The 25,734-nt window shown below is 74.5% G+C and carries 21 protein-coding genes; 8 read left to right on the top strand and 13 right to left on the bottom strand.

The window, feature by feature from the left end:
* Positions 1–442: 442 nt before the first annotated feature.
* Positions 443–1,447, bottom strand: a complete 1,005-nt coding sequence (locus tag IF30_RS0133305) for a stage II sporulation protein M (protein ID WP_030245484.1) — start codon at positions 1,445–1,447, stop codon at positions 443–445.
* Positions 1,448–1,845: 398 nt separating this feature from the next.
* Between IF30_RS0133305 and IF30_RS0133310 the strand changes: the two genes are divergently transcribed.
* On the top strand, positions 1,846–2,826 hold the full coding sequence (locus tag IF30_RS0133310; protein WP_030245486.1) for an RDD family protein: 981 nt from the start codon (positions 1,846–1,848) through the stop codon (positions 2,824–2,826).
* A gap of 95 nt (positions 2,827–2,921) precedes the next feature.
* Here the strand turns inward: IF30_RS0133310 and IF30_RS0133315 are convergent, their stop codons facing one another.
* The 7 genes from IF30_RS0133315 to IF30_RS0133345 all read right to left on the bottom strand — a co-directional run bounded on the left by IF30_RS0133315 (position 2,922) and on the right by IF30_RS0133345 (position 10,163).
* Positions 2,922–3,557 (bottom strand): hypothetical protein, encoded by a 636-nt coding sequence (locus IF30_RS0133315; RefSeq protein WP_030245488.1) that lies wholly within the window; start codon positions 3,555–3,557, stop codon positions 2,922–2,924.
* Between the two features lie 218 nt (positions 3,558–3,775).
* On the bottom strand, positions 3,776–5,224 hold the full coding sequence (gene ahcY / locus IF30_RS0133320; RefSeq protein WP_030245490.1) for an adenosylhomocysteinase: 1,449 nt from the start codon (positions 5,222–5,224) through the stop codon (positions 3,776–3,778).
* Positions 5,225–5,585: 361 nt separating this feature from the next.
* The gene (locus tag IF30_RS0133325; protein ID WP_030245491.1) at positions 5,586–6,563 is read right to left on the bottom strand and encodes a cation diffusion facilitator family transporter; all 978 of its coding nucleotides are present in this window, start codon (positions 6,561–6,563) and stop codon (positions 5,586–5,588) included.
* A 91-nt stretch (positions 6,564–6,654) separates the two neighbouring features.
* Complete coding sequence (locus IF30_RS0133330; RefSeq protein WP_030245492.1) at positions 6,655–7,899, bottom strand: SIS domain-containing protein; 1,245 nt, start codon at positions 7,897–7,899, stop codon at positions 6,655–6,657.
* A gap of 89 nt (positions 7,900–7,988) precedes the next feature.
* Complete coding sequence (locus tag IF30_RS0133335; RefSeq protein ID WP_030245494.1) at positions 7,989–8,171, bottom strand: Trm112 family protein; 183 nt, start codon at positions 8,169–8,171, stop codon at positions 7,989–7,991.
* 113 nt (positions 8,172–8,284) lie between these two features.
* Positions 8,285–9,670, bottom strand: a complete 1,386-nt coding sequence (locus IF30_RS0133340) for a phosphomannomutase/phosphoglucomutase (protein ID WP_030245495.1) — start codon at positions 9,668–9,670, stop codon at positions 8,285–8,287.
* A gap of 127 nt (positions 9,671–9,797) precedes the next feature.
* Positions 9,798–10,163 carry a DUF3499 domain-containing protein gene (locus tag IF30_RS0133345; RefSeq protein ID WP_030245497.1) on the bottom strand — a complete coding sequence of 122 codons (366 nt, stop codon included), beginning with the start codon at positions 10,161–10,163 and terminating at the stop codon, positions 9,798–9,800.
* A gap of 164 nt (positions 10,164–10,327) precedes the next feature.
* On the opposite strand from IF30_RS0133345, the gene IF30_RS0133350 reads away from it, so the two are divergent.
* Complete coding sequence (locus IF30_RS0133350; protein ID WP_030245500.1) at positions 10,328–10,780, top strand: metallopeptidase family protein; 453 nt, start codon at positions 10,328–10,330, stop codon at positions 10,778–10,780.
* Positions 10,781–10,858: 78 nt separating this feature from the next.
* On the opposite strand, the gene IF30_RS0133355 is transcribed toward IF30_RS0133350, so the two are convergent.
* The 3 genes from IF30_RS0133355 to IF30_RS0133365 form a co-directional block, all read right to left on the bottom strand.
* Entirely contained in the window at positions 10,859–12,574 is a 1,716-nt protein-coding gene (locus tag IF30_RS0133355; RefSeq protein ID WP_078891897.1) for a DUF5719 family protein, read from the bottom strand.
* 6 nt (positions 12,575–12,580) lie between these two features.
* Positions 12,581–16,489 (bottom strand): glycosyltransferase family 2 protein, encoded by a 3,909-nt coding sequence (locus tag IF30_RS50435; RefSeq protein ID WP_030245504.1) that lies wholly within the window; start codon positions 16,487–16,489, stop codon positions 12,581–12,583.
* A gap of 223 nt (positions 16,490–16,712) precedes the next feature.
* The gene (locus IF30_RS0133365; protein WP_030062195.1) at positions 16,713–16,985 is read right to left on the bottom strand and encodes a WhiB family transcriptional regulator; all 273 of its coding nucleotides are present in this window, start codon (positions 16,983–16,985) and stop codon (positions 16,713–16,715) included.
* Between the two features lie 702 nt (positions 16,986–17,687).
* On the opposite strand from IF30_RS0133365, the gene IF30_RS0133370 reads away from it, so the two are divergent.
* The 3 genes from IF30_RS0133370 to IF30_RS0133380 all read left to right on the top strand — a co-directional run bounded on the left by IF30_RS0133370 (position 17,688) and on the right by IF30_RS0133380 (position 20,651).
* The gene (locus IF30_RS0133370; RefSeq protein ID WP_107054579.1) at positions 17,688–18,284 is read left to right on the top strand and encodes a cysteine dioxygenase; all 597 of its coding nucleotides are present in this window, start codon (positions 17,688–17,690) and stop codon (positions 18,282–18,284) included.
* 61 nt (positions 18,285–18,345) lie between these two features.
* Positions 18,346–19,356, top strand: a complete 1,011-nt coding sequence (gene cofD / locus IF30_RS0133375; RefSeq protein ID WP_030245508.1) for a 2-phospho-L-lactate transferase — start codon at positions 18,346–18,348, stop codon at positions 19,354–19,356.
* A complete protein-coding gene (locus tag IF30_RS0133380; protein ID WP_030245509.1) occupies positions 19,353–20,651 on the top strand; it encodes a coenzyme F420-0:L-glutamate ligase in 1,299 nt (432 codons plus the stop codon). The genes cofD and IF30_RS0133380 overlap by 4 nt, the downstream gene beginning before the upstream one ends.
* Before the next feature lie 62 nt (positions 20,652–20,713).
* Here the strand turns inward: IF30_RS0133380 and IF30_RS0133385 are convergent, their stop codons facing one another.
* Positions 20,714–21,655, bottom strand: coding sequence for a DNA-3-methyladenine glycosylase family protein (locus IF30_RS0133385; RefSeq protein ID WP_078891898.1), 942 nt, complete (start codon positions 21,653–21,655; stop codon positions 20,714–20,716).
* Positions 21,656–21,695: 40 nt separating this feature from the next.
* Between IF30_RS0133385 and IF30_RS0133390 the strand changes: the two genes are divergently transcribed.
* Entirely contained in the window at positions 21,696–22,187 is a 492-nt protein-coding gene (locus IF30_RS0133390) for an SgcJ/EcaC family oxidoreductase (RefSeq protein ID WP_051711751.1), read from the top strand.
* An 80-nt stretch (positions 22,188–22,267) separates the two neighbouring features.
* Here IF30_RS0133390 and IF30_RS0133395 read toward each other — a convergent pair whose 3' ends face one another.
* A complete protein-coding gene (locus IF30_RS0133395; protein WP_030245513.1) occupies positions 22,268–23,428 on the bottom strand; it encodes a peptidoglycan recognition protein in 1,161 nt (386 codons plus the stop codon).
* Between the two features lie 104 nt (positions 23,429–23,532).
* Here IF30_RS0133395 and IF30_RS0133400 point away from each other — a divergent pair, with 104 nt between their 5' ends.
* A complete protein-coding gene (locus tag IF30_RS0133400) occupies positions 23,533–24,324 on the top strand; it encodes a TIGR03089 family protein (protein ID WP_030245515.1) in 792 nt (263 codons plus the stop codon).
* Positions 24,325–24,474: 150 nt separating this feature from the next.
* Positions 24,475–25,623, top strand: coding sequence for an LCP family protein (locus IF30_RS0133405; protein ID WP_234322935.1), 1,149 nt, complete (start codon positions 24,475–24,477; stop codon positions 25,621–25,623).
* Positions 25,624–25,734 lie beyond the last annotated feature (111 nt).

Below are 25,734 nucleotides of genomic sequence, written 5' to 3' on the forward strand. Positions count from 1 at the left end.
AGGCCGGGGATGTCAACATATCTGGCGTTGACTTTTGGCACGCTGTTGAGTTCTCAAGGAACGGACGCTTCCTTCGGACCGCCTTCCAGCGGACCCTCCAGGCTTCGTTCTTTCGTGTTTCCAGCTTACCAGATCCATTCGGCCGTTCTTACCGGCTTCGTTTTCCTGGATTCCCGCTGGCGGGATTTCCTGCGAACTTCGTTCCGAAGCTTATCAAAGCTTTCGGAGTGTTCTGTCCGCGGGATTTGCTTCGTCGGAGAGGGTGCATTTCGCTGAAATGCACTCGCCTCGATTCGGCGGTGTCGTAGACACTAGCGCCCGGGACCGACCGTTGTCCAGTCCGTCCCAACCGTTCAAACCTACTAGTCCGCCCCCACCACGTCAATGGTTTGGCCGGGTTGGGAGGAGACTACCAGGTCAGAGGGCTGTTGATCACATCGGCTCAGGCTGCGACCGGCTGCAGGTCCGCCCGATCGGCCGCATCCACATCGCCGAACTCTCCGTCTTCCGCCGCCTTGCGGCCCAACACCAGGGCGTACAGCAGGAAGGCCGCCTCGGCGAGCACGCCGATGGCGATCCGGGCCCAGGTCGGCAGACCGGAGGGAGTCACGAAGGCTTCTAGGACACCGGATACGGCCAGCACCGTCGCCAGCCCCATGGACATTCCGATGATCGAGCGGCCCTGTTCCGCCAGTGCCACCGCGCGGGTGCGCGGTCCCGGGTCGATGACGGTCCAGCCGAGGCGCAGTCCGAGACCGCCGGACACGAAGACGGCGGTCAGCTCCAGCAGGCCGTGCGGAATGAGCAGGCCGAGGAAGACGTCGAGGCGGCCGGCGGAGGCCATCAGCCCGACGCCGATGCCGAGGTTCACCGCGTTGGTCCACATCACGTAGATGACCGGGATGCCCAGTGCGATCCCGTACAGCAGGCACTGCACGGCGATCCAGGCGTTGTTCGTCCAGACCTGGGCGGCGAAGGAGCCGGCCGGCCGGTCCGAGTAGTACGCCTCGTACTGTCCTCCGGGGCGGGTCAGGTCCCGCAGACGGTCGGGGGCGACCAGGCTGTTGCGGACCTCGGGGTGGGTGGCCATCCACCACGCGAGCAGGGCGGTCGCGAGCAGCGAGACGATCGCGACCGGCACCCACCAGCGGCGCGCGCGGTAGAGCGCCGCGGGGAAGCTCACCGTGTAGTAGCGGGCGACGTCCTGCCAGCCGTTGGTCCGGGCGCCGGTCACCGCGCTGCGGGAGCGCGAGACCAGACCGGTCAGCCTGCTGAGGAGTGCCGGGTCCGGCGCCGCGGCCTGGACCTTTGCGAGGTGGCCGGTGGCGCGCTGGTAGAGGGCGACGAGCTCGTCCGCCTCCTCGCCGCTCAGTCGGCGCCTGCGGGCGAGGGCGTCCAGCCGGGCCCACTCCCCCTGGTGGGTGGCGACGAAGACGTCCAGGTCCATTCGGCGGCTCCATGGTCAGCGGTGGGCACTAGGTGCGTGCGCACGGGTGGGCGGCGGGCAGTTCCGGGCGGGCACTTGCGGCCGGACGGGTACGGGTCGGCAGTGACGGCCGGACAGGTACGGCCGGACAGGTACGGGTGGACAAGTACGGGCGGACAAGTACGGGCGGACAGGTGCCGACCAGCATGCCAGCAGCGGCCGAAGCCCCGGCCTCCGGGGATCTCACTTCCCGTGTGCCCACCGGGAGTCGTATGTTTGCGGCTGCGGATCAGACTGCGGAGAGCGGGTCCTGGGGGCCGATCCGGACCGAATCCCTCCCCCGGCGCTGCCGCCCTCGGCGGCCCCGGATCTCCATGGGTGAGCCGTACGGGCTCCAAGAGCGTGAACGGACAGGTGTCTTGAGCGACCTGGTGACGGGTGAGGCGGTCGTCCTCGGCCTGCAGACGGCGAAGCTTCCGAGCCGGGCGCTCGCGATCGTGCTCGACCTGCTGGTGGAGTTCGCCGCCTTCCTGGTGTTCACGCTGCTGCTGAGCGTCGCCCTGATCGACCTCGACGGCGCGGCGCTGGCCGCCACCATGATCGGCCTGATGGTGTTCTTCCTGGTCGCCGTCCCGGTGATGGTGGAGACCCTCAGCCACGGGCGCTCGCTCGGCAAGGCCGCGCTCGGCCTGCGGGTGGTGCGCACGGACGGCGGTCCGGTGCGGTTCCGGCATTCGCTGGTGCGCGGGCTGGTCGGCTTCTTCGAACTGATCGCGCTGTCCGGGTCCCCGGCCTTGATCACCTCGGCGGTGAACGCCGAGGGCAAGCGGCTGGGTGACATCTTCGCCGGGACGGTGGTGGTCCGCGAGCGCACTCCGGGCGGCTCCGGTTCCCCGCTGCCGCCGGTGCACCCGCACCTGCTGCAGGCGATGGGCCGCGAACTGGTCGCGATGGACCTGTCCGCCGTTCCGGAGCCGCTCTGGCTCGCCGTTCGCCAACTGCTCGGCCGAATCGGCCAGTTGGATCCTTCGGTGATGAACCGGATGACCGCGCGGCTGGCCGGGGACCTGTCCGACAGGATCGGCCACCCGATGCCGCCGGGGCTGCACCCGGCGGCCTACCTGGGCGCGGTGCTGACCGAGCGCCAGCGGAGGGAGTGGGTGCGGGTCCAGGAACAGCTGTGGGCGGCAGGGCCGATACCCGGGCAGGTGCCCGCGCACCGCCCGGCCTTCGGCGCGGCGCCCGGCGCGGCCCCCGGTCCCGCACCCACCGCACCCACCGTCCCCGTGCAGTCCGCCCCGGCCCCGGCCGCGCCGGCATCCCCGGTCACACCGACCGCCCCGACGGCACCGTCCCTCCACAAGCCCGCCGCCGACACCGGCTTCGCCCCGCCCGCCTGAGGACCGCCCGCCTGAGGACCGCCCGACGAAGGCGCCGCGGGCCCGCCCGCGACCGCCCCGCCGACCCCGGCCCCCGGCCCCGCCCTTCGGCCCCGCTACTCCTCGGCCCCCACCCGCCAGGCGTTCGGCGGCGACTCCAGCTCCTCCAGCTCGATCCCGCCGGCCGCGAGCACCACGTCCCCCGCCAGGTGCACCACCTGCTGCTCCCCGGTCTCCAGGTCCGCGACCTGGTACCGCTCGACGAGCAGCGGCCCCGAGTCCGTTTCGTGCGTGTCGGCGCCCTCCAGCAGCCACCCCTGGTCGAGGGTGCGCGGCGCCAGCACCGGCTCGGTGAACGCCACCAGCCGCACCCGCGCGCTCGCGCCCTCCCGCAGCCGGAGCAGCCGGGCGGTGGCGACCAGGAATCCCGGCGAGCGGCCGGTGAAGGCGTGCGCCCGGTCGTGCCCCTCCACCGTGTGCTCGCCGCCCGGGTCGGCCGCGTCGGTCCGCACCCAGGCCACCCCGTCCACCGCACCGCCGCGCACCTGCCAGCCCCCGGCCCGCAGTTCCATCCGCAGCGGCCGGGCCCGCGAGTCCAGCGTGAGGTCGACGCTGCCGAGGACCCGGCCGTCCGGCGCGTAGGTCTTGGAGACGTACCGCCAGCCGGCCGGCCCGGGCGCGCAGCTGAAGCGCTCCTCGCCGAGCAGGACGTGGTCGTGCGTGTCATGGAGCGAGTACCGGCCGTTGGGCATGCCCGAAAGCCTACGTGCGCGGCCCCGCACGACGGTCCCTGGTGGCCCGGTCGCACCGCCCGGAGCCACGCCGGTGGTCGGCACCCGCGGGCATGCCGGTGGCCGGCGCCTCCGGACACGCCGGTGGCCGGCGCCTCCGGACACGCCGGTGGCCGGCACCCCGCTCGGGTGCCGGCCACCGGTGTTCGTGCTCGCCGCTCCGGCGGCGGGTCACCGCATCAGTAGCGGTACTGCTCCGCCTTGTACGGGCCCTCGACCGGAACGCCGATGTAGTCGGCCTGCTCCTGGGTCAGGGTGGTCAGCTTCACGCCCAGCGCGTCGAGGTGCAGGCGGGCGACCTTCTCGTCGAGGTGCTTCGGCAGCACGTAGACGCCGATCGGGTACTGCTCGGTCTTCGTGAACAGCTCGATCTGCGCGATCGTCTGGTTCGCGAAGGAGTTGGACATCACGAAGGACGGGTGGCCGGTCGCGTTGCCGAGGTTCAGCAGGCGGCCCTCGGACAGCATGATGATGGTGTGGCCGTCCGCGAAGCGCCACTCGTGGACCTGCGGCTTGACCTCGGTCTTCACGATGCCGGGCAGCTTCGCCAGGCCCGCGATGTCGATCTCGTTGTCGAAGTGGCCGATATTGCCGACGATCGCCTGGTGCTTCATCTTCTCCATGTGCGAGGCAAGGATGATGTCCTTGTTGCCCGTGGTGGTGATGAAGATGTCCGCGATCGAGACGACGTCCTCCAGGGTGGTGACCTGGTAGCCGTCCATCGCCGCCTGCAGCGCGCAGATCGGGTCGATCTCGGTGACGATCACGCGGGCGCCCTGGCCGCGCAGCGACTCCGCGCAGCCCTTGCCGACGTCGCCGTAGCCGCAGACGACCGCGACCTTGCCGCCGATCAGGACGTCGGTGGCGCGGTTGATGCCGTCGATCAGCGAGTGGCGGCAGCCGTACTTGTTGTCGAACTTCGACTTGGTGACGGCGTCGTTGACGTTGATCGCCGGGAACAGCAGCTGGCCGTCACGGTGCATCTCGTACAGGCGGTGGACACCGGTGGTGGTCTCCTCGGTCACGCCCTTGATGGTGGCGGCGACCTCGGTCCACTTGTTCGGGGTGTCCTTCAGGGTGCGGTTGAGCAGCTCCAGGATGATCCGGAACTCGTCGTTGTCCGCGGTGGACGGGTCCGGCGCGGCACCGGCCTTCTCGAACTCGACGCCCTTGTGGATCAGCAGGGTGGCGTCGCCGCCGTCGTCCAGGATCATGTTCGGGGTCTTGCCGTCAGGCCAGGTCAGGGCCTGCTCGGTGCACCACCAGTACTCGTCCAGGGTCTCGCCCTTCCAGGCGAAGACCGGCACGCCCTGCGGGTTCTCCGGGGTGCCCTCCGGGCCGACGGCGATGGCGGCGGCCGCGTGGTCCTGGGTGGAGAAGATGTTGCAGGAGCACCAGCGGACCTCGGCGCCGAGCGCCGTCAGGGTCTCGATCAGGACGGCGGTCTGCACCGTCATGTGCAGCGAGCCGGTGATGCGGGCGCCGGCCAGCGGCTGCGCCTCGGCGTACTCGGCGCGGATCGCCATCAGACCGGGCATCTCGTGCTCGGCCAGCTGGATCTCCTTGCGGCCGAACGGCGCCAGGGAAAGGTCGGCGACCTTGAAGTCACCGGTGATCTCGGTCGACATGCGTCTGCTCCTCGCTGATGGGGGGTTGGGGCCGAAGGTCCGGGCGTGCGGCGTCGCGTGTGGCCGGCCGTACGGGTGCACGGCCGCGCCGGGGCAACCGGATCCCGCGTGACGGACCGGTGCCCTGCTGCGCAGCACAAACCGTCGGAGGACCTCTCTCCCTCGACCGGCGCACACCCCGCGGATGCGGACCGCCGATCGACCGCCATCAGCAGCGACGTTCTGGCTCTGGTGACGAATCTACACCGATGGCCCCGTCAGTCGTCTGTCGATGCCCGATTTCGGCTCCCGATCCGACCCCTCCTCCAGCCCTGCTCCAGCCCGGCCCGAGCCGGCTCCGGGCCGAGCCCCGGGGCCCGCGTCAGTGCGCGGCGTCGGGGCCCGGCCCGCCCGGGGTGGCGGCCGGGTCCTCGCCCGCCGCGGCCTTCTCGGCGCTGTAGACGTCGGGCTCCAGGTAGATCGCCCGGGCGATCGGGACGGCGGCCCGGACCCGCTCCTCCGCCGCGTCGATCGCCTCCGCGACCTGTGCGGCGCTGTCCTCCGCGTTGACCGCGATCTTCGCGGCGACCAGCAGTTCCTCGGGGCCGAGGTGCAGGGTCCGCATGTGGATCACCCCGGTGACCGACCGGCCGTCCACCAGCGCCTCGCGGATCCGCCGCACCGACTCCTTCCCGGCGGACTCGCCGAGCAGCAGCGACTTGGTCTCCAGGGCGAGCACCACGGCGATGACCACCAGCAGGACGCCGATGCACAGGGTGCCGATGCCGTCCCAGACGCCGTCCCCGGTGATCACGGTGAGGGAGACGCCGAACAGCGCGAGCACCAGACCGACCAGCGCGCCGGTGTCCTCCAGCAGGACCACCGGCAGCTCCGGCGCCTTGGCGGTGCGGATGAACTGCACCCAGTTCTGGGCGCCCTTGACCTTCGCCGACTCGCGCATCGCGGTGAGGAAGGACCAGCCCTCCATCGCGATGGCGAAGACCAGCACGCCGACCGCCCAGACCCAGGACTCCAGCGCCTCCGGGTGGTTGACCTTGTGCCAGCCCTCGTAGACCGCGAACAGGCCACCGACGCTGAACAGCACGATGGCCACCAGGAAGCCGTACACGTAGCGCTCGCGGCCGTACCCGAACGGGTGCTCCTCGTCGGCCGCCCGGCGCGCCCGCTTGCCGCCGACCAGCAGCAGCACCTGGTTGCCCGAGTCGGCCACCGAGTGCACGCCCTCGGCCAGCATCGAGGAGGAGCCGGTGAAGCCGAAGGCGGCGAACTTGGCCGCCGCGATCGCCAGGTTCGCGGACAGCGCCGCCACCAGTGCCTTGGTGCCGCCTTCGGTACTCATGCCAGCAGGTCCTCACGGAATCGGTCGGAGTCGGTCGGAGTCGTCGAGCGCCTACCGTACCGGCCGGGCGCCCGGGCCCGGCCCGGCCGTCTCAGGCCTGGGCCGCGGCGAGCCCCAGGTAGACGGCGGCGAAGTCGGTCAGCGCGACCAGGTCGGCCAGTGCGTGCAGCGCGTCCGGCCGGGCGCTCGCGTACTCCGTCAGCCGGACGTCGTGCGCCGCGGCCAGCCGGTGCGCCCGGGACACGCCGAAGCTGCGCGGGCCGGCGTCCTCCTCCGGCACCTCGGCCGGGCCGTCCTGCCCGTCCGGCGATCCGGCCGGGCCGGGGACGTGCCGCAGCAGCAGGACCTGCAGGTGCAACGGGTCCGGCTCGTCGACCCGGTCGCGGAAGAAGTCGTCCGGGTCCGCGCCCGCCCCCAACTGCCCGGTGAACATGCCGCGGTGGGCGGTCAGCACCTGCGGCAGCTCCCCGGCCAGGGCGGGGCGCCCGGCCCGGTCGGCCAGCTGGGCGGCGAAGCGGGCGGCGGCGGCCCCGGCGATCGGGCCCTCCGCCCACAGCAGCGGAACCGTGCCGGCCAGCCGCGCGGCCAGGCCCTTCCCGGGGTTGGTGTACGCGGCGGCGTCCGGGCGGCAGCGCACGGCGGTGTCGTCCAGGAGGTCGGCGACGCCCGGCAGCGCGTCGTACGGCAGCTGGGTGAGGCCGATCTTCTGGGCCAGCGCCAGCAGCGGGGTGAGGTGGGACCAGAGCGCGGCCGGGTCCTCGGCCGGCAGGTCCGGCTCGGCGGCCGCCACCGGCGGGGCGTCCTCGGGCGGCGCCGAGGGCACGTACGGCAGTGGCAACGCCCGGACCTGCAGCGCGGCCCCGGCGAGCGCACTGCCCGTCGGGGCGGTGACGACGATCGCGCAGCCGCGCGCGTAGGCCTGTTCGGCGAGGGTGACCAGGCCCTGCTCGCCGCCGTCGGCGGAGCTGATCACCAGCAGGTCGAGGGGGCCGACCCAGCCGGGCAGCTGCCAGCCGAGCCCGGCGGTGAACACGGGCGGGGCACCGGCCCGGTCGCCGCGCGGGGCGGCCGCCTCGGTCGGTGGCAGCGGGACGACCAGGCTCGCGGTGCCGGCCAGCGCGGCCAGCATGTCGGCCGCGGTCAGCGCACTGCCGTGCCCGGCGACCAGGACGGCGCGCGGACGGCCGTCCGGCCGCAGCCGGTCGAGCCCGGCCGTGTCGGCCTGCCGCAGCGCGGTGCGGACCCGGGCACCGGCACCGGCCAGGGCCAGCAGGGCGCGGTCCTGGTCGGCGCGCTGGAGGGCGGCCGGGTCGTCGAGCAGGGTGTCGTCGAGCATGCGGCGGGCCTCCGGCTGCTGTCCTGGGGCGGCTGGCGGGGTGGAGCGGCTGGCGGTTCGGGCGGCGGGGCGGGGCTTCGCCCCAAGGATCAGGCCGGGCGGCGCGCCTCGTCCACCAGGAGGACCGGAATGCCGTCGCGGACCGGGTACGCGAGCCCGCAGCCGGTGCCGGTGCAGACCAGCTCGGGCTGCTCCTCGGAGCCGCTCTCGGTGAGCGCGGCCCGGCACTGCGGGCAGACCAGGATCTCCAGCAGGAAGGATTCGAGCTTCATGGGGCTCTCCCAAAGTTCGGTGGTGGCACGGAGGTGCCCCGGCCGATAGGCAACCCTACCGGCCGGGGCACCGGGCGCTTCGGTCAGGCGCGGACGGCTCAGGGCCGCCCGGCTCAGGCGCGGACGATGGCGAGCACGCCGTCGCGCACCTCGGCCATCTTCGCCGGGTCCTTGGCCTCGACGTTCAGACGCAGCAGCGGCTCGGTGTTGGAGGCGCGCAGGTTGAACCACCAGTCCGGCCCGGCCACGGTCAGGCCGTCCAGCTCGTCCACGGTGGTGCCGTCCAGCTCCGCGTAGGCGGCGCGGACGGCCTGGGTGCTGGCAGCCTGGTCGGCGACGGTGCTGTTGATCTCACCGGAGGCGGCGTAGCGGTCGTACTCGGCGGTGAGCGCGGACAGCGTGCCCTCCTGCCCGCCGAGCGCGGCGAGCACGTGCAGCGCGGCCAGCATGCCGGTGTCGGCGCGCCAGAAGTCGCGGAAGTAGTAGTGGGCGGAGTGCTCGCCGCCGAAGACGGCGTCGGTGACGGCCATCTCCTGCTTGATGAAGGAGTGGCCGACCCGGGTGCGCACCGGCTTGGCGCCGAGTTCGCGGACCACCTCGGGGACGGTCCAGGAGGTGATCAGGTTGTGGATGATCGTCGGCTCGGCCTCGCCGGCGGCCTTGGCCCGGGCGATCTCGCGGGCGGCGACCAGGGCCGTGATCGCGGACGGGGAGACCGGCTCGCCGCGCTCGTCCACGACGAAGCAGCGGTCGGCGTCGCCGTCGAAGGCCAGGCCGACGTCGGCTCCGACCTCGCGCACCTTGGCCTGGAGGTCGACCAGGTTCTTCGGGTCGAGCGGGTTGGCCTCGTGGTTGGGGAAGGTGCCGTCCAGCTCGAAGTACATCGGGACGAGCTCGACCGGCAGGCCGTCGAAGACGGTCGGCACGGTGTGGCCGCCCATGCCGTTGCCGGCGTCCACCGCGACCTTGAGCGGGCGGATCGCGGTGAGGTCGACCAGGCCCAGCAGGTGGTCGGCGTAGCCGCGCAGGGTGTCCTGGGCGGAGAGCGCACCGGGCTGCACGTCCTTGGTCGGGACGGTGACGGTGCCGTCCTCGGCGCTCCAGGACTCGACCAGTTCGCGGATCTCGGCCAGGCCGGTGTCCTGGCCGACCGGGGCGGCGCCGGCCCGGCACAGCTTGATGCCGTTGTACTGGGCCGGGTTGTGGCTGGCGGTGAACATCGCGCCGGGCAGGTCGAGCTTGCCGCTGGCGTAGTAGAGCTGGTCGGTCGAGCAGAGCCCGATCTGCACCACGTCGGCGCCGTAGGCCGCGGCGCCCTCGGCGAAGGCCAGGCTCAGCGACGGGGAGGAGGGCCGCATGTCGTGGCCGACCACGATCGCGGTCGCGCCGGTGACCTGAACGAACGCGGCACCGAAGGCCCGGGACAGGCTCTCGTCCCACTGGTCCGGGACGACGCCTCGGACGTCGTACGCCTTCACGAGCTGCTTGAGGTCGCGCACTGCGGCTCCACCCTGGTCTCTGGACTGGTCACGATACGTCGGAGCCACCGCCCGTCCGGTGGACGGGTGGCGGCGGTAGACGGGCAGCGTACCTGGGCCGGACGAACGCCCCGTGCCGGGTGCGGCGTCAGTTGTCGGGCGAGCGCAGGACCCGCAGGTGGCCGCGGCGGCCGGCCTCGGTGGACTCGCCCTCGGGCGCGCGGCCCTGACGGGGGGTCTGCGGGCGGGCGGCCTCGCGCACGGCGTTGGCGAGCGCCTCCAGGTCGTCGCTGCTGCGGCGCAGCGGCCCGGCCTCGGCGGCGAGCCGGACGACCTCCCAGCCTCGCGGGGCGGTGAGGCGCTCGGCGTGCTCGGCGCACAGGTCGTAGCAGTGCGGCTCGGCGTAGGTGGCGAGCGGGCCCAGGACTGCGGTGGAGTCGGCGTAGACGTACGTCAGCGTTGCGACGGCCGGCCGGCCGCACGCGGTCCGCGAACAACGACGTACAGAGCTCACGAGGGTGGACGGTACAGCACTCCTCCCCGGGGAGCGAAGACCGCCTGCCCGGAGGGTGTGCCGTGTCGGTCTCCGGGCGCCGGGGGCGCGTCCCGGCCGCCCCGGGCGATTCCCCGCCGGAGTGGTCCACTTCCGACCGTCCAAGGACTACTCTCGGCAGTGATATGGACAGCTCCGCACCGCAGTCATCGACAGGCCCCGCGCGCCGCCCCCGGCACCGCGACCGGCACGGCAGGGGGCTGCGCGGCCCGCTGGCACCGCCGCAGGTGCCGATCTCGCTCACCCGCTCCGAGCTCTTCGACGACTACGTCCGCGAGTCGGTGGAGCGGCTGGAGCGGCGGTGGCCGCAGCTGATCGAGGTGGAGTTCGCCGTCCAGGAGGTGCCGCTGCACGAGCCGGACGGCGCCGACGCGGAGGACGGCGTGCCGCTGGGCCGGGTGTCGCCGGGCAAGCAGGGGCGCAAGAGCCAGATCGTGGTGTACCGGCGGCCGGTGGAGATCCGGGCGAAGACCCGGGAGGACCGGGCGGCGCTGGTGCACGAGATCCTGATCGAGCAGGTCGCCGAGCTGCTGGGGCTCTCGCCGGACGCCATCGACCCGCGCTACGACGAGGACTGAGGCCGGGGCCGCGGCGAGCGGTCGAGTGGTCGAGCGGTCGGGGGCGGTGCCCGGAGAGGCGCCGCCCCCGTCGGCTGCTCAGCGCAGGACGACGCCCGGGTCCTGGGCGGCCTGCGGGACCTTGACGGTGCTGTGGTCGTCGCGCAGCGCCTGGACGGTGAACATCGGCACGTCCTTGGCGGGGATGGAGAGCATCCGGGCGGCGACCACCGGGCCGCCGGAGACGGTCTCCACGGTGAGCGCGAAGACGCCGTTCAGCCCGGCGGGCTCGGGTGCCGGGAGGGCGACCGTCCCGCCGGCCGGGAGCTGGACCTCCTTGGTGGCCGGGGTGCCGCCGCCGCTGCCGGCCGAGGCGGTGACCCGCACGGTGGCGGCGTCGCCGGTCGAGGTCAGGTAGAGCGTGGAGGCGCCGGCCCGGTTGTCGGCGACGCTGGCCCGGGCGCCGACCGGGGCGCTGCCGGTGAGCCAGGCCGCGTCGGACTTGCCGTTGCCGCCCGCCCGGTCGACCCGCAGCCCGGCCACGATCGGCGTGGGGTGCTTGTCGTCGCTGGGCGACAGCCGCAGCCCGGCGACCTCGTCCCGGGTGATCTTGCCGAGGTCGACGGCGGCCACCATGCCGGCCTTGACGTGGATGGACTCGTTGCCGGCCGGGGAGAACCAGCCGTTCTTGCCGGAGAGCTGGATCTTCAGGTCGGCGTCGTCCTCCGGCGGCGCCCAGACCACCAGGCGGGCGGCGGAGGTGTCGGCGGGAAGGCCGGGCATCACCTGGGTGGCGGCCGGGGCGGCCGAGGCGGGGATCCAGTCGGCGCCCTTGCTGCCGTCGGCGGCGTGCAGCGCGGCACCGATCCGGCCGGAGCGGACCACCACGTGGACGGCGAGATCGGTCACCGCGCCCTTGGTGAGGGTCGACAGCAGGACGGACTGGGAGCTGCCGGGGGCGACGGTGAGGCCGTTGGCGGCGTCGTTCTCGATCAGGCCCTTGTCGCCGTACATCTTGATGTCGACCACGGCGGCGGAGGACTCGGTGTTGACCAGGCTCAGGTAGTCGACCCGGTCGCCGGCCGTGCTGGCCCCGGCGAACCAGAAGCCGGTGCCGGCCGGGGTGCAGGTGAGGCCGGACAGGCCGAGACCGCGCTGCTCGGTGACCACGGTGGTCTGGGTGACGGTGAAGCCGGGGGCGAGGGCGCCGGTGGCGACGGCCCCGGTGCCGGACGCGGTGTCCCCGTTGGCCGCCGGGCCGGTGGCCGGGGTACCGGGCTTGGCCACGGTCAGCCGGGCGTCCGGCGGCGCCGCGTTCTTGTCCTGCACCGGGGCGGCCGGGCCCGTTGCCGCCGGGGTCGCGGGCGCGCTCGCCGGCGGCGGCGCGGGCGTACCGGACGGCTGCGCGGCGGGCACGGCGGGCGCGGCCGCGTCGGACAGCCAGCCGGCGCCGCCGGTGGCGGAGCCGGTGCCGGGCGGGGTGTAGGCGCTGAGCGTGGTGGAGCCGGTCAGGCCCTGCAGCGGCTGCGGGCAGACCGCCGCCGTCCGTTCGACCTGCGCGGTGGTCGGGGCCGCTGCCCCGTCCGCGTCGGCCGGGGAGGCCGGCGGGCGCGACTGGGCGATCCCGAACACCGCCGCGAGCACCACGGCGGCGGCCAGCAGCGACTGGGTGGTCTTCGTTCCGCCGGCCTTCCCGGCGGCCGGGGCGGGCGCGGCGGCCGGGGCGGGCGCGGCCGGATCGGCCCCGAAGGCGGCCTCGACCGGCTCGGGGGCCTCGTCGGCGCCGGACTTCTTCCTGAATGCGGGCTTCTTCATCGCGGGTCAGCTCCCCGATCCGGGCTGGTGCGGGTACCGGCCGGTGCCGTTGGGGTCGTTCGGGTCGTAGTAGGGCTGCTCGGCCTGCTGTTGTCCCGGCACCCAGGGCTGCTGGTGCTCCGGCTGCCGGTACGGGTCGTAGCCGTACGGCTGCTGCTCCGGCTGGTACGGCTGTTCGTAGCCCTGCTGTGCCTGGCCCTGTTGCTCGTGGCCCTGCTGGTCGTATCCCTGCTGGGGGTAGGCCTGCTGGTGACCGTCGTACCCCTGGCCGTCGTACCCCTGGCCGCCGTACGGCGTACTTGCCGGCTGCTGGGCCGCGTACTGGTCGTAGCTGTACGGGTCGCCCTGCTGGTACGCCTGGTACGGGTCGGTGTACGGCTCGGCCTCCTGGACGGCGGCGGCCGCCTCGACCGCCTCGGTCGCCGGCTCGCCGGCCGGCTGCGCCGGGACGGCGCCCGGGCGGCCCTCGTAGACCCCGGCCTCGTCGGTGCCGGGCTCGCCGCCCTCGCCGCGTTCGGCCATCCGGCGGGCCCGGCGGCTGCCGGGGAGGGGGGCCTGTGCCTGGGCGGCGGCGGCCAGCGCGGCGGCGGCGACCACCTCCTCCGGCAGGTCGTCGTCCTTGTGGCTGCGGCGGCCGGGCAGGGCCAGCACCAGGACGGTCAGGCCGAGCAGCACCTGGGCCCAGATCCAGCCGGTGTGGGCGAGGCTGCCCTCACGGGTGACGGTCACCTTGCCGCCCCCGGCCGGGAGCTTGAAGCCCTGCGCCCAGCCGTCGACGGTGGTGGGCTCCAGCGCGGCGCCGTCCACGGTGGCCTTCCACTCGGGGGCCGCGGACTCGGCGAGCCGCAGCACCCGGCCGTCCGGGCCGGCCGGGACGGTGGCGGTGAGGTCGCGGGTGCCGGACGGCACGGCCACCGGGTTGGCGCCCGGCGCGGTGATCACCGCGCGGACCGCGGGGGCCCCGTTGACCTGCCAGAGCGCGGTGCCGTTGTCCTGGTTGGCCTTGACCAGGCCGGGGGTGGTGTCCAGGACGTCCTTGTAGGTGTCGATCACCGGCTGCCGGACCAGCACGTAGGCGATGCCGTAGCCGGCCAGGGCGTCGGCCTGGTCCGCGCCGGAGCCCGCCAGCAGGCTGCCGACCATCCGGTTCAGGCCGTCCTGGGTGCCGGTCGCCGGGTCGACGGTGGACTCGGCCTGGCCGAGCGTCAGGCCGGCGCCGCGCAGCACGGTGTAGCGGACGGCGCCGCCGCCCTTCTCCCCCGTGACGACGAGGGTGCGGGCCCGGTCGGTGGTGCCGGCCTCCTCCGCGATGAACGCGGGCACCTGGCCGGCCGCGGCGCGGTGCAGCGGCTTGCCGGCGCCGGTCAGCGCCCACCACAGGCCGGTGCCCAGCGGCGCCAGCACGGCGGAGACCACCACCAGGGCGGCGACCGGCTGGCGCCAGCCGAAGGCGATCCCGGCCACGCGGGCGTTCGCGCCGTCGGCGCCGATCGCGGCCGCGGCCAGCAGGGCGATCCCGGCGATCAGGGTGGCCGGGCCGGCCCAGGCGGGCACCGTCGGGCCGCCGGAGGCGGGGGTGACGGCGGTGCCCGCCACCACGACCGCGAAGACCAGGCCGGCGGCGGCCGCGCCCCACGCGACGAGCACCGCGCGGCGGCGGTCGGCGCGCAGCAGCGCGGCGAGCGCGGCGAGGACGACACCGGCCGACAGCCAGACCGGCGGCACTCCGGCGCCACCGGGGTTGACCAGCAGCAGGCCGGCCGCGCTCGCGCCGGTGCCGTGCAGGCCGGGCAGCCCGGCCTCCAGCAGCAGCGACTGCGGGTGCGAGAGGACCTTGAGCGACCACGGGGCGAGGACGCCGATCGGGGCCGCGAGGATCACCAGGACGCGCAGGCCGAGCAGCCGCAGCGCGGTGGCGCCGGTGCCGAAGGCGCCGCCGCGCAGCACCGCCACGACCAGCATCGCCAGGCCGAGGGGCACCGCGAGGGCCCAGGTCAGCGGAACGAAGGCGGTGGCCAGGGTGAGCAGCAGGACGGCCATCCAGACCGGCCGCCAGCCGGGGCGGGCGCCCTTGGCGGCGCTCTCGTCCCGGATGCCGAGGCCGGCCGCGATCGCGGCGGCGCGGGCCAGCGGCGGCAGCAGGACGGCGAGGACGGCGGTGCCGATCCGGCCCTGGGCGAGCGCACCGGTGGCGGCGGGCAGCAGCGCGTAGGTGGCGCTGGCCCAGGCGCGGACCAGCTTGGAGTCCAGCAGTGGCCGGGACACCAGGTAGGCGCTGACGGCGGCGAGCGGGACGGTGAGCACGACGAGCAGGGTGAGCGCGAAGTCGGCGTTGCCGAACAGCAGCCAGGACAGCACGGCGAGCACGCCGAGGTACGGCGGTCCGGCGGCGGCCGAGCCGGTGCCGACCGGGTGCCAGGCGTCCGCGTACATCGACCAGAGGCCGCCGGCGCCGTCGGAGGCGGGCAGCAGGGCGCCGCCGAACAGCTCGCCGCTGCCGAACAGGCCGCGGCAGGCGACCAGGGCGAACACCAGCAGGGCCGCGAACAGCACCGGCGCCGGGCGTCGGGCGAGCTTCTTGATCAGCGCGAACTGCTCGACGACCAGGTCCTCGGAGTCCTCGTCGCCGCCGGCCTCGACGGTGCCGTGCCGGCCGCCGGTGTCGTCGCCGCCCCCTATGCCGAGCGAGCCGATGACGCCCTCGACGGCCAGCCGGGTGGTGGCACCGGGCGCGGGGAAGAGCGTGCGGTCGTCCAGGGCGTCCGCCGCCCTGGTCCGGGCGCGGTGTTTGCGCGCGGCCAACAGCCGCGGGAACCGGACGAGTTCGTGGCCGAGGCCGGCGAGTTCGTCGAAGGCCTGGCGCGGGTCCTTGCCGAGCAGGTTGGTGACGGCCCGCACCAGGGTGCCGAGCACCAGCCGCAACAGGACGTAGGGGAAGAGCAGGCCGCGGCAGTTGGCGAGCAGGGTGTAGACGGCGCCGGCCTTGTCCACCCGGTGCGGGTGGGAGGGGCCGCAGTCGATGGCCCGGCGCTCGCGGGCGGCCGCCTCGGCGTGCCGCAGCACGGCGTCGGGGGCGATCACCACGCGGTGGCCGGCGGCGTTGACCCGCCAGCAGAAGTCGGTGTCGTCCCGCATCAGCGGGAGGGCCTTGTCGAACCCGCCGAGTTCCTCGAAGACGTCCCGGCGCACCAGCATGCCGGCGCTGGAGACGGCGAGCACCGGACGGACCTGGTCGTGCTGGCCCTGGTCCTGCTCCCGGCGGTCCAGGCCGGTCCAGCGGCGGCCGGAGCGGGCGATGGTGACGCCGACCTCCAACAGCTGGCGGCGGTCGTACCAGCTGCGCAGCTTGGGGCCGACCACGGCGGCGCTGGGGGTGGAGTCGGCGACCTGGAGCAGTCGGCGCAGCGCGTCGGTCTGCGGCTCGCAGTCGTCGTGCAACAGCCAGAGCCACTCGACCGGCTGGGTCTCGCGCGGGCCGCCGCGGCCGAGGTCGTCCTCCTGGGCGAGCGGGTCGCCGAAGTCGTCCCAGCCGCCGGTGACCGGGTCGTAGCCGGAGGGGTCGAGCCGGTAGGGCAGGTCTTCGGGGCGCAGCGGCGGGCTGTTGAAGACGGCTTCGGCGACGGCGGTGCCGAAGCCGGCCCGGCGGCCGAGGATCAGGGGGCCGCTCTCGGGCATCCCGTCGGCGAGGCCGAAGTCTTCGAGTGCCTTGGCCAGCAGTTGCGGGGAGTTGTCGGTGGAACCGGTGTCGACCGCGAGGACGCGCTGGACCTGGCGGTCCTGTCCGAGCAGGCCGGCCAGCGCCTGCGGGAGCCAGCGGGCACCGTCGTGGGAGACGATCACCGCGGTGACCAGGTGGCGCGGATAGGCGGGCGGCCTGGAAGCGGTGAAGCCGCTCTGGTGGCTGTAGACGGTCATCGAGTGCGCGGGCCCCAGTTCTCGGTGGACACAGCCGGTGAACGGCAACCGGATGGCGCACCACACTAACGGCTCCGGGTGGACGCTTCGTCCGGGGTGCCGTGCGGAGGGGGTGAAGGAGGGCCCGGGAACACGAAAGCGCCCCACCACCGCGGTGAGGCGCCCGTACAGCTGTGCGGTTGTCCGTCGTTGTCGAGAAGTCAGCGGGGGCCGGGGCCGCCGCTCAGACCGCGCTCTTCTTGAGCCGACGGCGCTCGCGCTCGGAGAGGCCGCCCCAGATGCCGAAACGCTCGTCATTGGCGAGGGCGTACTCCAGGCACTCCGAACGGACCTCGCAGGCGAGGCAGACCTTCTTGGCCTCGCGAGTCGAGCCGCCCTTCTCGGGGAAGAAGGACTCGGGGTCGGTCTGGGCGCACAACGCGCGCTCCTGCCAACCGAGTTCCTCCTCGTCCTCCGCGATGCCGTCCCCGATCAACAGCTCAAAGAGCTCGCTCATGTGGCGCGCCTCCTCTGCCCCTACTTGGCGTCCCCGTGGTTGCCGTTGCCTCGTGCGGCCGACGACACGAGTGAAATTACAGTTGCGTCACTCTGGCCCCGTCAAGCCGAGCTCTGGTATTGGGGCCAGGATTCACTCCCCGGCACCAAGCCGTTACGAATAGTGTGCATATCCGGACACATCGGACCATTCGCCTCAAGGCCCTGAACCGTGCCCAACCATCCGCAACCAATCGCCGCGTGACGCGCGGTCACCGGAACAGGCCGGTCATCGGGCTCCCTTCCCGGCGATCTTCCCATCGAAACGTAGAGAGTGATGAATCACCCCATCCGGGAAAGATCCGGCTCCAACCCACTCGAATGCCGCATCCTCCGGTTTGACACCGGCCCTGCGGATGCGGTGTCCTTTTCCCTATGTCAGAGTTCGCCAGCCCCCGGAGCGGTTCCACGTTCCGCCGTGCCGTGAACTTCTGTTGTCGCCTCTGTTCCTGCTGTATCTAGGCGCCCGCGTCCCACCGCGCGCCGCCCCAGGAAGCACAGAGGCCGCCCGCGAGTCCCGTCCCAGGACATCCCGGATCCGGCTGATCCCACGAACCGGCCGACTCATCCGAGGACGACTCCCGTGCGCATGATCCGCATCCGCAAGCGGAACCGCGACCGCAACAAGCTCACCCGCCGCGGCCTCGCCACCGCCGCCCACCCCGTGGGCGCCCGCACCACCGCCGGGGCCGCCCGCTGGGCCGACGGCCTCAGCGACGTCTCCATCGCCGGCGACCCGCTCGCCTTCCCGCACCTGGCCCGCACCGACCTGCCGCGCCACCCCGCCACCGTCGCCGAGTACGCCCGGCTGGTCCGCGAGATCGCCGCCGACCGCGCGCGCTGGGAGCCGCTGGTCCGCTACGACGCGCTGACCCGCTGGTACGCCCGGCTGGAGACCGGCCCCGGCTACGAGGTCTGGCTGCTCAGCTGGCTGCCCGGCCAGAGCAGCGGCTTCCACGACCACGGCGGGTCCTCCGGCGTGATGACCGTCGTCAAGGGCGAGCTCGTCGAGCGCTCCCTCACGCGCGCGGGCGAGGGTGCCCGGGCCCTGAAGCCCGGCGGGCAGCGCGTGTTCTCGTCCGGCTACCTGCACGAGGTGGTCAACGGCGCGCTCGAACCCGCCGTGTCCATCCACCTCTACACCCCCGGCCTCACCGAGATGAACCAGTACGGTGCGAGCGCCGTCCCCAGGCAGCACCCGGAACCGCACGCGGAGCAGCACCAGGGGCGGCACCGGCACGCGCAGGCCGAGACGCACTGAGCCGGGCCCGGCCCGGCCGGACCGCGCTGACGGGCAGTCGGGCCGTGGCAGGATGAACCCCATGCGCATCGTGGCACTGGCAGGCGGAATCGGCGGAGCGCGCTTCCTGCGCGGACTCCGCGCGGCGGTCGGCCCGCAGGACGAGATCACCGTCATCGGCAACACCGGCGACGACATCCACCTGTACGGCCTCAAGGTCTGTCCCGACCTCGACACCGTGATGTACACCCTCGGCGGCGGCATCCACGAGGAGCAGGGCTGGGGCCGGGCCGACGAGACCTGGTCGATCAAGGCCGAGATGAAGGAGTACGGCGTCGGCCCCGAGTGGTTCGGCCTCGGCGACCGCGACTTCGCCACCCACCTCGTCCGCAGCCAGATGCTCACCGCCGGGTACAGCCTCAGCCAGGTGACGGAAGCGCTGTGCGTGCGCTGGCAGCCCGGCGTGCGGCTGCTGCCGATGAGCGACGACCGGGTCGAGACGCACGTGCGGATCACCGACGAGCAGGGCACCCGGGCGGTGCACTTCCAGGAGTACTGGGTCAGGCTGCACGCCGCCGTGGACGCCGAGGCGGTCATCCCGGTCGGCGCGGACACCGCGAAGCCCGCACCCGGGGTGCTGGAAGCGATCGCCGAGGCCGACGTCATCCTCTTCCCGCCGTCCAACCCGGTCGTCTCGATCGGCACCATCCTCGCCGTCCCCGGCATCCGGGAGGCCGTCGCCGCCGCCCCGGCGCCGGTCGTCGGGCTCTCGCCGATCATCGGCGGGGCGCCGGTGCGCGGCATGGCCGACAAGGTGCTCGCCGCCGTCGGCGTCGAGGCGACGGCCGAGGCGGTGGCGCTGGACTACGGCGGCCGGGCCGCGCTGCGGAGCGGCTCGGACGAGGGCGACGCCGGGCGGCGAGCGGGCCTGCTCGACGGGTGGCTGGTCGACACCGCCGACGAGGCCTCGGTGGCCGCGGTCGAGGCCGGCGGGATCGCCTGCCGGGCCGTCCCGCTGCTGATGACCGACGTCGAGGCCACCGCCGCGATGGCCCGGGCGGCACTGGACCTGGCGGAACAGGTCCGCAGGTGACGGCGCGACTGGAGGTCCTCGGCGTCGCGGGGATCCCGGAGGTCGAGGCCGGAGCGGACCTCGCCGAGCTCATCGCCAAGGCCGGGACCTACCAGGACGGCGACGTCCTGCTCGTCACCTCGAAGATCGTCAGCAAGGCCGAGGGCCGGCTGCTGCACGCCGCCGACCGCGAGGCCGCGATCGACGCCGAGACCGTCCGGCTGGTCGCCCGGCGGGGCGCGACCCGGATCGTGGAGAACCGCAACGGCTTCGTCATGGCCGCCGCCGGGGTCGACGCCTCCAACACCGCCCCCGGCACCGTGCTGCTGCTGCCCGAGGACCCGGACGCCTCGGCCCGCGCGCTACGGGCCCGGCTGCAGCAGCTCACCGGCCGCCGGCTCGCCGTCGTCGTCACCGACACCTTCGGGCGGCCCTGGCGCAACGGGCTGACCGACGTGGCGATCGGCGCCGCCGGGCTCCGCGTCCTGGAGGACCACCGCGGGCGCACCGACGGCCACGGCAACGAGCTGGCGATGACCGTCACCGCGACGGCCGACGAACTCGCCGCCGCCGCCGACCTGGTGAAGGGCAAGGCCACCGGCGTCCCGGTGGCCGTCGTACGCGGGCTCGGGCACCTGGTCACCGTCGAGGACGGCGAAGGCGTCCGGCCGCTGGTCCGGCCGTCCGCCGACGACATGTTCCGGCTCGGCACCTCGGAGGCACTGCGGCAGGCCGTCACCCTGCGGCGCACCGTCCGCTCCTTCACCGCCGAACCGGTCGACCCGGCCGCCGTCCGCCGCGCGGTCGCGGCCGCCGTCACCGCGCCCGCCCCGCACCACACCACGCCGTGGCGGTTCGTCCTGCTGGAGTCGGCCGACACCCGCACCCGGCTGCTCGACGCGATGCTCGACGCCTGGCGGCGCGACCTGCGCGACCTCGACGGCTGGGACGAGGCCCGGATCGCCCTCCGCACCGCCCGGGGCGACGTGCTGCGCGACGCGCCGTACCTGGTGGTGCCCTGCCGGGTGATGGACGGCTCCCACGACTACCCCGACGCCCGGCGCGCCACCGCCGAGCGGGAGATGTTCACCGTCGCCGCCGGCGCCGCGGTGCAGAACCTGCTGGTCGCCCTCACCGGCGAGGGCTACGGCTCCGCCTGGGTCTCGTCCACCATGTTCTGCCGCGACACCGTCCGCGCCGCCCTGGACCTGCCCGACAGCTGGGACCCGATGGGTGCCGTCGCCGTCGGCCGGCCCGCAGAGGCACCGAGGGAGCGGCCGGAACGCGGCGCCGACGCCTTCATCGAGGTGCGGTAGGGGATCCGAGTCCCGGTCGCCCGGGCGTGCGCGGGTCCGGGTCCGTCCGGGTCCGTTCGCGGTCAGCGGTGGCGGTGGTCGTTGGGGGTGAGGCGGGGGCCGTAGCGGGGGGCGTGGCCGGCGGTGGCCAGCAGGAGACGGCAGATCCGGTGGCGGTGCGGGCGGTAGGGCTCCAGCAGGGCGAGCATCTGGGCGTCGTCGCTGCGGGGGCGGCCGGCCAGGGCCCAGCCGACCAGGTTGGGCAGGTGGAAGTCGCCGACCGAGACCGCGTCCGGGTCGCCGTTGCTGCGCTGAAGGGTCTCGGCCGCCGTCCAGACGCCGATGCCCGGGACGGCGGTGAGGCGGTCGAACGCCTCCTCGTGGCCCATCGCCGAGGCCTCCTCCAGCCGCGGCGCCAGCCGGACGGCCCGCAGGACGGTGGCCGAACGCTTGGGGTCCACGCCCGCCCGGTGCCACTCCCAGCTCGGTATCAGCGCCCACTCGCGGGCCGACGGCGCCACCCGCAGCCCCTCGGCGGGGCCCGGCGCCGGGGTGCCGAAGTCCCGCAGCAGGATGCGCCACGCCCGGTAGGCCTCGTCGGTGGTGACCTTCTGCTCCAGGACCGCCGGGACCAGGGACTCCAGCACCAGGCCGGTCCGGACCAGCCGCACCCCGGCGGTACGGCGCTGGGCGTCCCGCAGCGGGCCGGGCGGCAGCACCAGCGCCTGCGGCTCGTCCTCCGCGCCCAGCAGCGCGGGGAGGCGGTCGAGCAGCCAGTCCGCGCCCGGGCCCCAGGCCGTCGCCTCGACCTCGCCCGCACCGGGGCGCGGCAGCACCCGCAGGGTGCCGATGCCCGCAGGCGTGCGGGAGGCGCGCCAGACGGCGCCGTCACCGGTGGTGCGGTACGCCGGATCGGCGGGGCCGCGGCGCAGCGGCAGCAGGGTCCGGGCCGTGTCCAGCGGGAAGTCCGGCCGCCAGCGCCGTACCGAGCCGCTGCCGCTCGTCCCGTTCGTCCCGCCCGTCACTGCCGTCGCCTCCTTCGCTGCTGTCACCGACCATGGGGATATGAACGATACGCGGCTGCCGGAGCTGTCCTCCGAGGACGAGATCGCGGTGCGGGGGCTGTACCACCGGGTGCTGGAGGGGTGGAACCGGCGGGACGGGTCGGCCTTCGCCGGGCCGTTCGCGACCGACGGGGAGGTGATCGGCTTCGACGGCACCGGGCACCGGGGGCGGTCGGCGATCGCCGCCGAGCTGGGGCGGATCTTCGTGGACCACGCGACGCCCCGGTACGTGGCCGCGGTGCGGCGGGTGCGGGCGCTGGGCGCGGGGGCGGCGCAGCTGGAGGCCGTCGCCGGGATGGTGCCGGACGGCGCGCGGGAGCCGGACCCGGGGCTCAACGCGGTGCAGACGGTGATCGCGGTGAACGCCGGGGCGGGGTGGCGGGTCGCGCTGCTGCAGAGCACCCCGGCTCGCTTCGACCTCCGGCCGGACCTGGGGGCGGCGCTGACGGAGGAGCTGCGGGGGCTGGCGGAGCGGGGTCTGGTCGTGGGGTGAGCCGGGGCAGGGCGCCGGCCGGGCCCGCCGGCCCCCGCACGTGGGTCCCCGCGCCCCGGGGAGGGCGCGGGGAGCGGGCGTCAGGAGTTCTGGAGCCGGGTGGCCGCCGCGCGGAGGTCGGGGAGCCGGGCGTAGAGGGCGTTGCCGGGGCATTCGGTGTTGAAGCCGTCGCGGTGGCCGGAGACCGCGTCGAAGTCGACGACGGTGCCCTTGGGGTAGCGGCTGGCGTCCGAGCCGGAGGTGAGCTTGGTGCGGCCGTCCGCGGGCTGGCCGGTGAGGCCGAGCTTCCAGGCGGCGATGGCGGCGAGGCCGTCGAGGAGGGGCTGGGGCGGCTGGTCGTTGACGAAGGTGCCGATCGCCGCGACGCCGGAGGAGTCGGTGTTGAAGCCGAGGGTGTGGGCGCCGTGGACGGGCAGGTCGACGCCGCCCGCGCGGCCCTCGTAGATCGTGCCGCAGCGGTCGACCAGGAAGTTGTAGCCGATGTCGCGCCAGCCGCTGGTCTTGACGTGGTACTGGTAGATCGCCCGGATCACCTGGGGGGCGTCGCCGCAGGCGTAGTCGGTGGCGGTGGCGGTGTGGTGGACGAAGACCACGCGGACCGGGCCGGTGTACTCGAAGGACTGGTCGCGCAGCGACTCGTCGGCTCCCCAGCCGGCCCGGGTGACGATGGCCGGGCGCGGGGCCTGGTTGCCGTCGGCGGGCCGGGCGGGTTCGGCGGGCCGGGTCCGGTCGGCCGGTGCGGCGACGCCCCGGCCGGGGTCGACGAGGTGGAGCCGCAGTCCGGGCGGCGGTCCGGCCGGGCCGGGCCGGACGTCGACCGCGACGCCGTCGCTGCGGCCGGTCCACAGGGGTGCGGTGGCGCCGTGCGGAGCGTGGTCGGGGCCGTCCTCGCCGCCGGTCTCCAGCAGGTGCCAGGCACCCCAGCGGCCGGTGGCGGCGTCCCGGGTCCGGACCCGGGCGACGGCGCCGGCGAGCGCGTCGGGCGGGCCGTCCCAGCCGAGGCCCAGGAGCTCGAACGGCCGGGTGCCGCGCGCGGCGAGGCCCGGGCCGGAGCCGGTGGCGAGGTGGCCCGCGACGAGCGGGATCGAGGTGGTCGAGCCGCCGCCGGCGAAGTCGCGGCGCTCCGAGCCCGGGGGGTCGGCGGCGGAGGCCGCGGTCGCCACGGCGGCGACGGAGGCGGGTTGGAGGAGCAGGACAGCGGTGCAGCCGGCGAGCAGCGCGGCCGGTAGTGAGAAGCGCATAAACCGGATCGTCGCCGCAAACCGGACCGCTCGCCACGCCGCCCCGCACCCGTTCGGCCGCCCCTCCCGACCTGCCACCCGAAGGCCGTAGGCTGGGGCGCACCATGACTGCGCCTTTCGCTGCCGATGCCCGCACCCCCGTCGAGCTGCTGCACGCATTCCTGCGCGGCGGCACCCCTTCGGTCGATCCCGCGGCCCCGCTGGTCACCTTCTACGACGACGCCACCGGCGAACGGGTGGAGCTGTCCGCCCGGACCTTCGACAACTGGGTGGCCAAGACCGCCAACCTCCTGCAGGACGAGCTGAACGCCGGCCCGGGCGACCGCGCGGCGCTGCTGCTGCCCGCCCACTGGCAGAGCGCCGTCTGGCTGCTCGCCTGCTGGTCGGTCGGGGTGACGGCGGTGCCGGGCGGCGACCCGGCCGCCGCCGACCTGGTGGTCAGCGGCCCGGACGGGCTGGCGGCCGCCCAGGCGTGCGAGGGCGAGCGGGTCGCGCTCGCCCTGCGCCCGCTCGGCGGCCGCTTCCCGCAACGCCCCGACGGCTTCCTCGACTACGCCGCCGAGGTGCCCGGCCAGGGCGACCGCTTCGCGCCGTACTCCCCCGTCGCCCCGGACGGGCAGGCGCTGGAGACCGCGGTGGACGGGCTGCCGCTGAAGCTGACGGGCGAGCAGACCGTCGCGCTGGCCCGGGAGGGGGCCGTCCGCCTCGGCCTGAAGCCCGGGGACCGGGTGATGTCCGCCCTCTCGTACGACGACTGGGCGGGCCTGGAGGCCGGCCTGCTGGCGCCGCTGGCGGCCGGCGCCTCGGTGGTGCTGTGCCGCAACTCGCAGGGGCTGGACGCCGGGCAGTGGGAGAAGCGGGTCGAGTCCGAACGGGTGACACTGCGCCTCGGGTAACCCCCGGCCCGGGCCCGGCGGGTAGGGATCCCCGCCATGGCCGAGGACGACACCGAGCACCCCCCGACCGAAGTTCCTCCGACGAACCGTCCCCCGAAGGACGTTCCCCCGAACGAGCCCGGACGCCCGCACCGGCGCCGGCGGTGGCTGATGATCACCGCCGGCGCCGTCGCGTTCCTGCTGGTCGCGTCGGGGGCGCTGCTCTGGATCGCCTACCGCAAGCTGGACGGCAACATCCGGACCGACTCGGCCACCGACCGGCTGCTCGCCAAGCTGGAGGCCGACCGGCCCAGCCGTACCGCCGGTGCGAAGGGCGCCGAGAACATCCTGCTGATCGGCAGCGACGACCGCTCGGGCGCGAACGGCTCCTACGGCGGCGAGGCGGGCACCCAGCGCTCCGACACCACGATCCTGCTGCACCTGTCGGCCGACCGCCGGCACGCGACGGCGGTCTCCGTCCCGCGGGACGTCATGGTCACCGTCCCCGCTTGCGAGAAGCCGGACGGCACCCGCAGCAAACCGGGACTGGAGCAGTTCAACGCCGCCTTCGAGACGGGCGGCCCGGCCTGCTCGATCCGCACCGTCGAGCAGCTGAGCGGGATCCGGATCGACCACTACGTGATCCTCGACTTCAGCGGGTTCAAGACGATGGTGGACGCGATCGGCGGGGTCGAGGTGTGCGTGCCCCAGCCCGTCCACGACAAGGACGCCAAGCTGGACCTGGCCGCCGGCCGGCAGACCCTGCACGGCGAGCAGGCGCTCGGCTACGTCCGGGCCAGGGAGACCCTGGGCGACGGCAGCGACACCCAGCGGATGGGCCGTCAGCAGCAGTTCCTGGCCGCGCTGGTCCGCAAGGTGGAATCGCAGGGGGTGCTGCTGAACCCGACCCGGCTGTGGCCGGTGCTGAACGCGGCGACCTCGTCCGTCCGGGCGGACGGCGGGCTGTCCTCGCTCGGCGCGCTGTACGACCTCACCCAGGACCTGCGCGGCGTCCCCGCGGCGGACGTGGTCCTGCTGACCGCGCCGCGCCGCCCCTACCGCTACGACTCGGACCGGGACGAGTTCGTGCAGCCGCAGACCACCCAGCTGTTCACGGCGCTGCGGGACGACCGGGCGGTCGCGGTCCGACCGCCCGGATCGGCGCCCTCGCCGAGCGCGGGGGCGGGCCCGGGCGACGCGGGTGCGGGCCCGGGTGCCGGGTCGGCCGAGGCGGCGATCGCGGCGGCGTCACCCTCGGCGGGCGGCTCGCCCACCTTCGAGGGACGCACCGCCGACGTGGACGCCTGCGCGCAGCACTGAGCGGGCCGCACGGGGCCGCACGACGCCGCACGGGGCGCACCGAGGCCGCACGAAGCCGCACGAAGCCGCCCGGACCGCGCCGCAGATCGGCGTGGGGGCTTGCGACAATGA

It is taken from the genome of Streptomyces sp. NRRL S-350 (assembly GCF_000719705.1).
In the GTDB taxonomy this organism is placed as follows: domain Bacteria; phylum Actinomycetota; class Actinomycetes; order Streptomycetales; family Streptomycetaceae; genus Kitasatospora.

Bases quoted from the DNA above. Each gene is read 5' to 3' on its own strand.
- IF30_RS0133350 (WP_030245500.1), top strand. From the start codon at position 10,328: ATGGACAGCTCCGCACCGCAGTCATCGACAGGCCCCGCGCGCCGCCCC.
- IF30_RS0133365 (WP_030062195.1), bottom strand. From the start codon at position 16,985: ATGAGCGAGCTCTTTGAGCTGTTGATCGGGGACGGCATCGCGGAGGAC.
- IF30_RS0133325 (WP_030245491.1), bottom strand. From the start codon at position 6,563: ATGAGTACCGAAGGCGGCACCAAGGCACTGGTGGCGGCGCTGTCCGCG.
- IF30_RS0133335 (WP_030245494.1), bottom strand. From the start codon at position 8,171: ATGAAGCTCGAATCCTTCCTGCTGGAGATCCTGGTCTGCCCGCAGTGC.
- IF30_RS50435 (WP_030245504.1), bottom strand. From the start codon at position 16,489: ATGACCGTCTACAGCCACCAGAGCGGCTTCACCGCTTCCAGGCCGCCC.
- IF30_RS0133330 (WP_030245492.1), bottom strand. From the start codon at position 7,899: ATGCTCGACGACACCCTGCTCGACGACCCGGCCGCCCTCCAGCGCGCC.
- IF30_RS0133395 (WP_030245513.1), bottom strand. From the start codon at position 23,428: ATGCGCTTCTCACTACCGGCCGCGCTGCTCGCCGGCTGCACCGCTGTC.
- IF30_RS0133400 (WP_030245515.1), top strand. From the start codon at position 23,533: ATGACTGCGCCTTTCGCTGCCGATGCCCGCACCCCCGTCGAGCTGCTG.
- IF30_RS0133305 (WP_030245484.1), bottom strand. From the start codon at position 1,447: ATGGACCTGGACGTCTTCGTCGCCACCCACCAGGGGGAGTGGGCCCGG.
- IF30_RS0133405 (WP_234322935.1), top strand. From the start codon at position 24,475: ATGATCACCGCCGGCGCCGTCGCGTTCCTGCTGGTCGCGTCGGGGGCG.
- IF30_RS0133390 (WP_051711751.1), top strand. From the start codon at position 21,696: ATGAACGATACGCGGCTGCCGGAGCTGTCCTCCGAGGACGAGATCGCG.
- ahcY (WP_030245490.1), bottom strand. From the start codon at position 5,224: ATGTCGACCGAGATCACCGGTGACTTCAAGGTCGCCGACCTTTCCCTG.
- IF30_RS0133315 (WP_030245488.1), bottom strand. From the start codon at position 3,557: ATGCCCAACGGCCGGTACTCGCTCCATGACACGCACGACCACGTCCTG.
- cofD (WP_030245508.1), top strand. From the start codon at position 18,346: ATGCGCATCGTGGCACTGGCAGGCGGAATCGGCGGAGCGCGCTTCCTG.
- IF30_RS0133355 (WP_078891897.1), bottom strand. From the start codon at position 12,574: ATGAAGAAGCCCGCATTCAGGAAGAAGTCCGGCGCCGACGAGGCCCCC.